The sequence below is a fragment of the Pseudomonas sp. S30 genome (genome assembly GCF_016518545.1).
Lineage (GTDB): Bacteria > Pseudomonadota > Gammaproteobacteria > Pseudomonadales > Pseudomonadaceae > Aquipseudomonas.
Window position 1 is genome coordinate 42,809 of the sequence record NZ_JACVTO010000005.1, and the last position, 12,550, is coordinate 55,358.

6 protein-coding genes are annotated in these 12,550 nt (G+C 53.7%); 3 read left to right on the plus strand and 3 right to left on the minus strand.

The genetic code is table 11. The features are described from left to right. The first annotated feature begins 26 nt into the window (after nucleotides 1–26). Both IAE34_RS07380 and IAE34_RS07385 read left to right on the plus strand, forming a co-directional pair. On the plus strand, nucleotides 27–4,982 hold the full coding sequence (locus tag IAE34_RS07380; RefSeq protein WP_200138219.1) for an AAA domain-containing protein: 4,956 nt from the start codon (nucleotides 27–29) through the stop codon (nucleotides 4,980–4,982). Between the two features lie 10 nt (nucleotides 4,983–4,992). Then, a complete protein-coding gene (locus tag IAE34_RS07385) occupies nucleotides 4,993–6,423 on the plus strand; it encodes a hypothetical protein (protein ID WP_200138220.1) in 1,431 nt (476 codons plus the stop codon). 295 nt (nucleotides 6,424–6,718) lie between these two features. Here the strand turns inward: IAE34_RS07385 and IAE34_RS07390 are convergent, their stop codons facing one another. From IAE34_RS07390 to IAE34_RS07400, 3 genes are all read right to left on the minus strand, one after another. Further along, nucleotides 6,719–8,515, minus strand: a complete 1,797-nt coding sequence (locus IAE34_RS07390; protein ID WP_200138221.1) for a UvrD-helicase domain-containing protein — start codon at nucleotides 8,513–8,515, stop codon at nucleotides 6,719–6,721. Between the two features lies 1 nt (nucleotide 8,516). Beyond that, the gene (locus tag IAE34_RS07395; protein ID WP_200138222.1) at nucleotides 8,517–10,652 is read right to left on the minus strand and encodes an ATP-dependent nuclease; all 2,136 of its coding nucleotides are present in this window, start codon (nucleotides 10,650–10,652) and stop codon (nucleotides 8,517–8,519) included. Nucleotides 10,653–11,164: 512 nt separating this feature from the next. Continuing rightward, entirely contained in the window at nucleotides 11,165–11,593 is a 429-nt protein-coding gene (locus tag IAE34_RS07400; RefSeq protein WP_200138426.1) for a LexA family protein, read from the minus strand. A 109-nt stretch (nucleotides 11,594–11,702) separates the two neighbouring features. On the opposite strand from IAE34_RS07400, the gene IAE34_RS07405 reads away from it, so the two are divergent. After that, nucleotides 11,703–12,401, plus strand: a complete 699-nt coding sequence (locus IAE34_RS07405; RefSeq protein ID WP_200138223.1) for an SOS response-associated peptidase family protein — start codon at nucleotides 11,703–11,705, stop codon at nucleotides 12,399–12,401. Nucleotides 12,402–12,550 lie beyond the last annotated feature (149 nt).

Here is a 12,550-nt window from a genome sequence, read left to right on the forward strand (position 1 = left end):
TCGGTAATAGGATAAAAGGAAGCATCTTGGACATCGAGATTTGGGACGGCGGACTACAAGAGCAAGAGATTGAGGCAATCAACAAGATCAAGGCGGCGTTCGCGGATACTCTCCATGCAAGCAAGCTCCAAGGTGGAGGCAACTCCCTGAGGGACCAGCTCCAAAATAAGCTCGGACGCATCCAAAGTCATCCCTGGAAAGGGTATGCAGGGTTCAGGTTCGTTGATTCTAAAGGAAAAGAAGGTGAATTTGATTTAGTTATCGTCACTCATTGCAATGTCATCATTGTCGAGTTGAAGGACTGGAACCATGAACCCGTAACGGCCAATGGGGATATCTGGTTCAAGGGCGACAAGAACATGGGGCGTTCGCCCGTCAGCATCACGAGAAACAAAAAATTCTTGCTGGATAACAAGCTCAAACGGCTTTCATCACGATTCACCAACAAGAAATATCTGCCGCGAGTCAATTTTTTCGTTGTCATGACTGGAAGTTCTGATTTTGGCCAGCTACCAGAAGTCGATCGTCAACATACGATATCCCTAAGGGACTTTTTGCGTTTTGCGGACAAAGTCAAGTTCAACGATTACTTCCGTCCGCATCCCGATTCGCAGGTCTTAAATCAAGACATTCCGGTCTTTGACGAGCTATTTCTGAAGGGAAATACAGCGCCGAAGTCACTGAAAATCGGAGGGTACACAGCAGTCGAGGAAATTTTCGAGCATCCGAACTCGGTTTACAAGGAGTATCTGGCAAGGTCGGAAATCTCGAAGGGTAATGAGGCTCTGCTGCGGGTTTGGAACTTCAAGAAGCTCCATGGTAACAAGGCTGTAACCTCACAGGGAAGAGCTGAAATCGTATCCCGTGAGCGGGAGGTATTGCAGTTCATCAACCACCAGAATCGTGACCTGTATAACCACTGCCTGCGCTCGCTGACAAGCTTCGAAAAGGATGAGGTTACATCCCAATACAGCGAGCTTTATGAACTTCCTCCTGGGCATGTGAGGTTCAACGAGTTTGTGGGCAAATACGGTCAATCCTTTAACCAGGCTGACCGACTGATCCTCACGAAGCTGCTCCTCGCAAAATTCGGTGACTTACATGAGATCAAGATTGCCCACCGAGACATTGCAGACCATAGTCTGTGGTTGTCACCATCGAAGGAAATTGCTCTCTCTAATTTCATCTCCGCTTACCACCAACCAATTGGAACGGTTGGCGATTATCGGAGCAGCCTTTCGGTAGGGTCTGTAGAGGTAAAGGAGCTGCTGGATGGCTCCTCATCGACTCCATTCCAACAGGACGTTCATGCGCTTGGGCTCGTGTCGTGGCATCTGCTGACCGCTCAAAGAATGTCTCCGAAGAGCCTGGAGAACATTCAGAATGAGCTGCTTTCAAGCAGTGAATGGTATGCAGGAGCTCTTCTCGAAGCGGTGACAGGAAAATTTAAGGATGCATCGGTATTCTTCGATGCCTTGAAGCGTGCAGAACCGCAAGGCGAGTCGATACCGACTTTCGACGATTCCGAACTGGAAGCCTATCGTCACCCCATAAATCACACGCGGCAGTTTCCAGACCAAGGCGAGTTTCTGGTTTCGACCGATGATAAAGAGGTCTATGCCTCAGAGGGAAGGCTCGTTAAGGCTTGGTTTAATGTCGGCGGCAAAGGAGATGATCCGGTAAGCAATTTCCGCATACTTACTTTTTTGAAGCGCTTGGACAAACTGGCAGCAGTAAATCCAATTTACTTACCACGTATTCATGAATATGGACTCGCGGCAAGGGCCGGCAGCATGTATCTGGTGACCGATCTGGTTGATGGGACGACGTGGGCTGATGCTGCAATTGACGACTCAGATAAGTTAGGCGTCATCGAAAAGCTGATCGATGCAGTTGAGCATCTTCATAGCCTCGGGATTTCTCACGGCGACCTTCATCCCAGCAACGTGATGCTGGATAAGGAACACGGGAGTGTGTACCTGATAGATATTCCGGACTTTTCGCACAGCACTGTCGAAGCCAAGAACCATCGATATAGTCCAGAGAACATCGACGGAAGCTCCTCCGAACAGCGGGATATATTTGCCGTACTCCGAATGTCTTGCGAATTGCTCGGCTTGGAGTGGGGCGAGGTGTCCAACGCCTATCCGAGAGTCTCGGATGCGATTCAGTCGGAACTGAGCGACATAGAGTTCGGCTTCAAGGATTTTGGACGGTTCAGAAAGGCGCTAACGACCGCAGTCGACGTGCAGGAACAGCAACTTATCGAAATTACACTTAGCAATACTAATGAGCAGGTGACGATATTGCCCGACAACGGGCATCTGTACGTCAAGGTAGAGGCACCCAAGAAAGGAAAGAGCGATTACTCGGTGACGTTTTCCGGCATTGGCGGATCATTCGTCGCCTTCTACGACAAGGAACAGAGGTGCTTTGTCGGAGGGTTACCCCCTCGAATCAGATCTGATGTCCCCTTCAGGGCGGCAGAAGAAAGCCAATTCGAAATCAGCGCGTCAATTCGCATCAAGCCAGGCCGACCAGCTCAACTTTCCGGCTTGTCTGAACATCTTCGTGATCATGACGCATTTCGTCGTGCCATCGTGATGCTTCAGACGGTTCCGCCAGAAATTGATGAATCGGGGTTGAGCCAACAACTCAAAGATGTATTCGAAAGGGCGGCAGCTTCCGTTGAGGAAGACCGTTCGGATATTTCGTTCGATATTTCGACACAGGCACTTTGGCAGGCAATTCTCGCCACAGAGACTGAGTCAAGCCCCAATATCGAATTGAATGGTGCTTCGACGACACCATCAGACGCCGATTCTGAACTGATTCTTCCTTACGAGGCAGACATCGATCCGCTTGGCGCTTTCGCAAGCACGGATGAGGTCGAGGCACTTCTCATTGACCAGGATGGTGCGGAGAAAGTCATCGGCGAAGTCTCGCTCAAAAAGTCTGCTTTAAACGAGGTTCGACTAAATAAAGTCCGACTTTCTGCCTACGGTCTAAAAGATGGCGACTCTGTCTTCTTTAGGACGAAACAAGACAGGGCTTCCTACCGCAAACGGAAAGCCGCGCTTGAAAGACTGCTTGATAGGGAGGGGGTCTTGCCTGACCTGCTCGATTTGTTCGACCCCGCATGCAACAAGAATGCAACGCCATACAACATTTCGGTCACTGAGGAGGACTTCGCCAGATACGACCGCCAAGACCAGCATGGAAACAAGATTAGCCTAAACGAACAACAGCGAGAGGCATTCACCAAGCTGCTTAACTACGGACCTCTGTCGCTCTTGCAAGGACCGCCAGGGACAGGGAAGACGGAATTCATCGCTGCATTCGTCCACTTTCTCGTCGAGAGGCTGGATGTGCGAAGAATTCTGCTGGTCAGCCAATCTCACGAAGCGGTCAACACGGCTGCAGAGCGGATAAGGAAGCACTGCAGGAGGTTGGGGACTTCGCTCGAAGTCGTCAGGTTCAGCAACCGTGAAGGGGCAGTTTCGCATGGTCTGAAAGACGTTTACTCTCATGCCATCACCGCAGAAAAGCGCGAATTGTTCAACGCCGAGTATCGCTACCGTGTTGCTGCTCTATCAGATGCGCTGGGTCTCGACGCTGAATTCATCTCCAAGGTCGTCGAAGCGGAGTTGAAACTGTTCAAGCAGATTGACCATCTCGAGTCTCTCCTCAAGAACTTTGAGAACGTTGGCGATAAGGAGGATATCAAAGCCCTCAAACCGATCGTAATTGAACTGGATGAAACCATCCGAACCAAGCTTTACGCGGATTACGGCATTGCTCTTTCACAGGAACGCAAGGTTTCGGAAGCGAAGTCGATCCTGCTTTCCAATCTCTGTTCCGAGTATGGTGTTCGGCCAAATGAAGCTAAAAGGGTTCGGGCATTGGCTAGGATATCCCGAGACATCCAGGACGCCCTGTCGGCAGAGAGGGTCAATTGCGACGAGTTCTACGCCCGGTCTAGACAACTGGTTACCGGCACCTGCGTCGGTATTGGGCAAGGGCATATCGGGATTCACGACAACTTTTATGATTTCGTAATTATAGATGAGGCGGCTCGTTCAATATCCAGCGAACTGGCGATTGCTATGCAATCGGCGAAACGCATTCTTCTGGTCGGCGACCATTTGCAACTGCCCCCCCTATATTCAGACGCACACAAAGCCGCTCTTGCTCGTCGACTTGGAATCAACGACAAGCACACCGAGCTTGATGAAGTATTGCGAAGCGACTTTGCACGGGCTTTCAATTCGGAATATGGGAAGCAATCGAGCGCTACGCTGCTCACTCAGTATCGGATGGCCCCGCCCATCGGGAATCTGGTTTCCCAGACCTTCTACGACGGCAAGCTGAACAATGGAGATCGTGCTATTCCCGACATCTATAGGGGTGCTCCGAGCCAGCTTCGCTCCCCCGTGACTTGGCTCGACACTTCATCGCTTGGGGAACATGCCAATCACCAAAGCGACCGTGGCGTCAGTATTTACAACCGTTGCGAGGCAGAGCAGGTCATCGACCTTCTCAAACAGATTTCAGAGAGCGGTCAATTTCTGACCGACCTTTCCAACCTTAAGGACAAAGATGATGCGCTTATCGGTGTTATCTGCATGTATGCAGAACAAAAACGTCTGATTCGGCAGAAATTCAACCAAGGAATTTGGAACGACGGGTTCAAGGCACTGGTAAAAATCGACACTGTCGATAGCTACCAGGGCAAGGAAAACCGAATTATCATTTTGAGTCTGACGCGCTCCGACAAACGGAAGAGTCCAGGCTTCCTACGCACCCCCAATCGAATAAACGTCGCGATGTCCAGAGCAATGGATCGGCTGCTAATCATCGGTAACGCGGAGATGTGGAAGATCCACAACAAGGACAAACCTCTCGAACAGGTTGTTTCCTACATGAGCGATATGGGCGAGGATGCAGGCTACAAGTTCATATCCGCGAAGAAGATCCGCTAAGGTGACGACTTTGGAAAACACTACGATTTATCACGAGATTGACTTCCTGTTGCCAGCGCAACGCTTCAATATTAATTTCTCGTACATTACCCAAAAGGGGCTGCCGTTCGTTCGGGAATTTGTTCTTCGCCTGATCCACCTTGCGCCGATGTCAATGTCGCAGGTTGCGGATTTTTTCGGCTTTTCACGCAGGGAAGTTCAAGAGGCAATTAGTGACCTCGTCGAGCGCGGCGAACTGACGTTGTCCGAAAATGGTCGTCTGACCCTTACGGAGAAATCTAGCGGTTACTTTACGGAACTCGGTGAGGTTCCGCGTTTGTCGCTGCTTCGAGACAGCACGGCTTGCTTGTCTTTCGACCTCGCAACCTTTTCATGCCTTGGTAAAGACAACTCGTCAGAAAAATGGAAAGCGGGACTTTCAATCAAGGTCGACGACGAGAATGCATCTTGCAGCGAGACACAGGTGGAAAAGCATTTCCAGCGTCAGTTCCATGAAATCTTGCAGAAGAACTTTCTTTCCAGCTCGCTGACCCTGGATGAAAAGGACTCACCGAATGTCTACACAGTGAATTCGGTGCACAAGATTAAGCAGATGCCCGTCAGACTGCCGGTTCAGTTCAAGGTTGACGAGGATGGCAGAAGCGTCGAGCGGGAGGATTTCGAGAAGCTAAAAAGCTCAGACTACGTGCATGAGCGAATTTCGCTGGAACTTGACCGTTTGGCAAGACCCAGCAATTTTGGCGAGATTGCGAGAGCCTTGATCGAAATTGGGGACGGCGAGACATTGAAGCTCTTCGACTCGAAGGGTAGCTCCGTCAGCCTGCAATTTTTCGAAGACTTGGCGAAACTGGAATCCAACAGTCAGAAGAAGAGAACCACCTTTATCGGACCAATCTACGCGTCGGCAAATTGGGGGTTGCTCCAGAAACATCTGGCTCCCCTCATCAAGGCGAGGAGAGAAAGCAAGGCGGACGTGGGGAAAACTCCATTCCTTTGGCTTGCACCAAGCGACCCGTATTGGGGAAAAAGCAGCAATCTCCAGACAAGAGTCAGTGAGATTCTCAGCATGGCAAGTACGAAAGAGAAGAGGCTCTATTCGCCTACCTTCTATTTGCCTGTCTCCGGAGCAGATGACCAGAAGACTGCCCGCCAGTGGAAATGGGAGTTCGACCCTAACACCGACAAGGTTCATGGGGTGATTGAGGGCTTCCTTGGCGGGAATGTCGAGGTGATGCACTTCGAAGGTGAGTTTGTGGTTGTCGTTTATCACGTCTCATTGCCTGACTCTTACCCTGTCAGCTTCCCTATCGGATTCATCAGTGCCGATAAAGATGTCGTCTCGTCTGTTGGACGGCTGGTTACGACATACCTAGAGGGCAGTTCTGGCTTTGAACGTCCTAACGATTGTGGATTGCTATCCCGTTTCGGGCGTTATGAATGATCAAGATCAGAGTTGAGTTGTGAATTGTGTTAGCCCGTAGTGCTGTCCCACCTGGTTACGCAATAATTTCAAGCGTCTGTTTTGTGCTGAAATCCTGCCGCTAGGTGCGCGCCGACTGAATGACCGCTTCGGCCGACAAGCATGAATTGACCATCCGGCAGGTATCAGAATGAAGTAGCCCTTTGAATATCTCTCGCTCTGCTCAGGCGACAGTCCGGTTCTTGCCGATCTCTGCCCTTGGTGAACAGGCAGAAATCGGCAAGGAACGGTTATTTGCGACCACATTTTTTACCCGTCAAGAAAGCTGGTCATACTGGAACGCACATCCGGCAAGTACGTCAGTTGGTTGATAATCTCCGCTCCAGCCTCGACTGCGACCGCGCTCAGAGATCAGATGTAGGTTCTTTCTGGCCCGCGACGACACCACATACATGAGCTTATTCGCAGTCTCGGCTTGGTTCGGATCACTGAAGTGGGGAACCATCCCTTCTAGCAGGCCATAGGCGATCACTGCGTCATACTCGGCACCCTTGACCCCGTGGATCGTCGATACGGTAACACCTGTGCGGTTCGCAAAGACCTTCCTGAACATCGCCAATTCAGCAATCGCCTCAGCGCCTTCCTTTATGAGTTTATCGATGCGCCTCTGCGAGCATTCGAAGAAAGCGTCGTGATGCTCTTGGAGTGCTGCGCAGCTGCGGCGATCGATCTCGAAAGTGGAACATAGCTGGTCGAAGAACGCCCGAAGGTAGACCAGGCCATCGGTCTCGGTGATGGTGATGGCGTTGCAGGCGCGCAGCAGTGTCTTGCGGTCCAAACCTGGAACCTCGACGCCCGCATCGCTGAGGCCGGCGATTACCTCTCCCGCCCATCGCATTCGGCGTACATACAGCTGTGGGGACGCCTCCGTCAGAATGATCCGGGCGAGCTTGTACCAGAAATTGTCAACGTCGCGCGCGAAGGGCACCATGCCCGGGCCATCGAACGAATAGTTCGGAAGCGCTGCGACCAGCCGGCGTGTCATGCTTGCGAGATGGACCCACCAAGGCGCAACGATGCAGACCTCATGCTGAGAGATCCCGAGCGTTTCGACGTTGAATTTGATGAGCCTTACAAGCTCTTCCTCCAGCGCGTCGCGGTGTGTCTGGTGATCGAACGACACAACGCTCGCGTAATCCTTGTCTTTTCCCACCGCCTCGACCTTCGAAGGCAAGACGTTGTAGTTGCCGAAATAGCTCACAATGCGGGATGACGACCGGTAATTGTCTGATAGCTCCATTTCCTTGAAGGCGATGCCGCACTGCGTCCCAAAGTCCGCCGCCGTGATCGCATAGCCGCCAAGCGAGCCATAGATTGCCTGATTAGGGTCGCCTACAACAAAGGCGGAGGCACCGCCTTTAGACGCTTTCAGGATCGATGCGAGGATCGCATATTGAATTTCCCGCGTATCCTGAAACTCATCGAGAAGCACGCATTCGAAGATCGAGCCGAGCAGCACGCTGATCGAGAGATTCTTCTCAATGAGTTGATAGGCGTAGAAAAGGATCAGCTCAAAATCGAGCTGCCGCTCGGCATCAAGCGCCTTCCAATATGCCTGCAAAACTCCCTCAATTGCTTGATGCTTGTCGGTCTTGTTGCATGTCAGGACATAGCCGTTCGGCGTGAAATAATAGGCGCAGTCGAAGCTGCTGAGCTTAGTGCCCTGCACCGCGCTGCAGAACTCCTCCAGCATTAGTTCGGTGTCATGGGCATTGATCACCCGGAAACCGTGCTTGAGCGCCGAGTGATAGATTCCGTAGGGCTTTAAGATCCATTCGAGACAGAAGGAGTGGATCGTGCCAATCCAAAGTTGGCTCGTGTCGACGCCAAGCTGCTCGATACGCTCGTGAATCTCATCCGCAGCCCTGTGCGTGTAGGTGATCGCGACGACGCGTTTTTTGTCCGACTTAAGCTCCGACAACAGGCGGGCGATCTTGTAGGTGAGGGTTCTCGTTTTACCGCTCCCCGGGCAGGCAACGAGGAAAACGCTGCCTGGATGCTCGATGGCTGCGACTTGGGCGTCGTTCAGGTCCTTCCTGTCCCAGATAAACATTCTAGAAGCTCGCCAGGATCGTGTTGATGCCGTCTGCAGGAAACGCCTGTAGCATTTCGGCGCGTACCCCTGCGAAGTCGATCTCGCCGCGATGGTAGCGTCTGATTTGCGCGCGCATCGCGTCAATGTCCCCTGATGCGTGTAGTTGCGACGCGGCAATGACCGAGACCCGATAGTCCAACACACGCGCCCATGTCTGGATGGATACTGGGATATGCGCTTGGAAGATCGCGTCGAGGATGTAATCCGGAATGACGGTTTCAGGCGTGATCATTCGCCCCAAGATGATGGCGAACCACCCCTTTCCGGCGTAACGTGCCATCGTCAGAACGCGCGTCCCGAAACGTGCGATGTCGCCCGATTCCAGCTCCATCTTAGACGTCGCGATAGTGCGGCTATCTTTGTAGACTTCGCTCAGCACCGAAACGACAGTGCTGACATTGCCGGCGGAGACGAAGTCGACCTCGAAAGTGTGGTCGGCGAAGTGCGCTGTCAGCCAGGGGTTCCCGTCACACAACTCTTTGAGCGCCGCTTCGCGCCGTAGTCCAGCGATCTGTGCCCCCAGTGCCCTCTTCTTTGCGGCCGCCTCATCGCCACTGTCGAGTATGCTCTTGGTCGTATCGATAAACGCGCGGTCAAGGTCGGTAATGATCGCACAGCGCTTGCGGATGCGCTCCTTGTGGAAAAGCACCGCCACATTCTCGAAGCCGGTGCTGCGGATGTTGATCAAGCTGATCCCCAGCTCGTCCAGGCTGAGCCCGAACACCTTTTTAATGAGGATCGGGATGAGAATCTCCTCGGCGTCGCCCTCGACGAGCACCACGCTTTTGGCGAAGAGGAGATTGCTGCGGACTGCATCAAGGTAGCGCTGGATATTGCCAATCTGGATGGGGTCAAGTCCCGCAGATGGCTGGAACACCTCACATCGTCCGTCCTGCCGGCCGAGGATGTTGATGTTCACGACGTTGTTCACTTCGGATATGTGGGTCGAATGGGTCGAATAGATGATCTGGGTATCATCAAAGTTCAGCCGGTCGAACAGTGTTTTCTGGATATGCGTGTGGATGTGCGCCTCCGGCTCCTCGATAACGAGGAAGTTGGCGAAGGACTCTTTCTGCTTCTGATATTTGAACTCTAGCAGCTTCAGCGTCAGGTAGATCAGGTTTGCACCGCCCAGGCTCAACTCGTGAATTGCGCCCTCATATTCTTCCTCGCTCTCGCCCACAAATAGCTTGAGCGACTGGAACAGGCGGTCGGCCTCGTCGGACAGATCCGAGCGGATTGAAAGTGAACGCGGGGAGTAGGTCTCGCCTGCCGCATCGGTGATGGTGTCGCGAATATCGGTGCGGATGGTTCCGACATCTGGTAGGCCCTCGATTGCATCGTTAAGCCCCTTTACGAGCGCGGTGATCGGCTCGAAGCTCTGCGGATCGATCGCACCGCTCCGGCACTTGAGCAGAGTTAGGAGGGGGTTGGTGCGGTTGTTCTGAAAGTCAGCGACTACATCGCGCAGTGCCTGCACGAAGGTGAAGCACACTTCGCGCGAGATTGAGAGCATGCCCGGGATGATGCCGCCGATAGCAGGGCTCGTCAGTTCTTGGGGAAAGATTACCGCATCGAAGTCGCCAACCAGTTGCCTATAGATTTCGGGATCGAGGAAGTTTGTGGTGCTCTTGCCGGTGAAGATCGTTTCATAATCCGAAACGGTGATTTTCGAACGTGCCTCGGCGAGTCCTACGGTATCACCAGCGGCAAGGTCGGCCAGTGTCCGTCGAACTGCCGCCTTAGGGCGAAAAATAAGGTTGTAGGTCGCCTTGCCGATCGCGCCGTCGGCGATGTTACCGGTCCCATGGAGAAAGAGGGATTGAATCGCCTCGTCCTGGGATACCTCATCGAATTCGAGGCTAATGACTATCCAGTGACCGCGCCAGTCGCCAAGGCCCCGGTGGAAATCCTTCTCGTCGAGCCTATATGCCGCGCGCAGCAGCGTGTCGTCTAACAAGAGACGCAACGCCCGGAACAGGTTGGTCTTGCCTGATCCGTTCTCGCCGATGATCGTGTTTACACCCTTGTTGAATATGACATTCGCACACTTGAAATTTCGGTAGTTGACGAGTTGTAACTTTGAAATATGCACGAATAACGTACCCCCGCTTAGCCGTAGCTCACTATTTTAGCCTGCACAATCGAGCTGGAGCATTGTGCACTCCCGTGGCTTGGTGGTGAAGATGCGGCTCAATCGCTTAGCAAAGCGCCGATCGATTCCTGCATTGTTGGCGGACACAAGACCCGGCGGCCCTGCAAACGCTGCAGCCCCTGCGATGTTGACCGGGAGTAATCGGAGTAGACCACAATATTGATTGATGACGGGGTAGTCCAAAACGAATTTTGCTGCCAGTGAGTGGCTGCCCTTGGCCGCTTGTCACCCGTTACGACCGAACGATTTGGGGCGACTGCGGCCGATGAAGGAAGCGCCATTTCGAGTGGTGACATACATATCCTTGCCATTGGCTAGATTCAGTAGAATACGGGCCTCGAAAAATCTATAAATAGTTACAAACAGTAACGCGTTGAATTAAATTAAAAAAATCAATACTAACGGTTAGTAAGGGTCCGGAAGAGTTGCAGTCGATCAGCGCGAACACCGGCTCATTGCGCATGATCGCGTACGCTGTAGCGAACCACACCCCAGATGACCAGGTCATCCCCCTCCAGTACCTGCCGTGGCGGGTAGCTGGGATTTTCGGACTGAAGTATCAATTCCTCGCCGCGACGATGCAGCCGCTTGCAGACGGCCTCGGCGTTGATCGCGGCGATCACGATGTCGCCATGCACGGCCTCGTTGCCACGGTCCACGATCAGCAGGTCACCCGAATGGATGCCCGCGCCCTGCATGCTGTCGCCCTCCACCTTCACCAGATACACATGCGGCGCGCGCAGCTCGAACAGTTCATCGAGAGAGATATGCCGCTCGAGGTGATCGGTCGCAGGAGAGGGAAAGCCTGCGGGCACCCGGGACGTGTACAGAGGCACCGCAGCAGGGCCGCCGGTCGGGATGCCCAGAAAAGTGACGATCATGACGGTCATACTCAACCATAAACTGTATATTCGTACAGTAAACGGTCAGTCCTGCTCGGCGTCAACGCGCAGGCACGTAAAGCCGACGAACGAACGAACGAGGTGAATCATGTGCGGGCGCTACTCGATCTACGAAAGCATGGATCACTACCTCCGGCAGCTGAGCCTCGAACTGGTGGTGATCGACGGCTACGACGACACGCGGATAAACCGCTACAACGTCGCCCCCTCCTCCCGCGTGCAGGTGATACGCCCCGTGCCGGGCGGTGTGGGCGTGGATACGGTGAAATGGGGCTGGTCGCCTTCGTGGGCCCGCGGCAAGCGCGTCGACCCGATCAATGCCAGGGTCGAGACGCTGACATCGAACAGGTTCTTCACGTCCCTATGGCCCGCAGGCCGGGCACTGGCGCCGGCCAATGGCTGGTTCGAGTGGGTCAGCGATCCGGCGCAGCCCAAACGCAAGCAAGCGTGCTACATCAGCGCGCGGTCGGGTGAACCCTTGTACTTCGCCGCGTTGGCACAGGTGCATGATCGCCAGGCAGTGCACGCGCAAGACGGCTTCGTGATCCTCACCGCAGCCGCCGACGAGGGCCTCGTAGCGCTGCACGAGCGCAAACCGGTGGTGCTGACGCCCGACCTCGCCAGGGAGTGGGTCGATGCTGGCACCACGCCGATGCGCGCCGAAGAAATCACACGTGAGGGCGGCCGCCCTTGCGCGGATTTCATCTGGCATCCAGTAGGCGCTGCGGTGGGAAATGTGCGCAATGAGGGGGCGGGTTTGATAGAGCCGATGGGGCTGGTGAAGTGATGGGTCAGGCATGATTTCCTCCGAACGCCGTAACTTTCGCCAAACTCATCGTGTTCGACAGGCCGGCCCCGATACGCAGCGATCGCCCGACCCCGCTTGGTTCAAGCCAAACTACCGGGCAAGGTTCGACGCAGCACCGATCAAGCGCG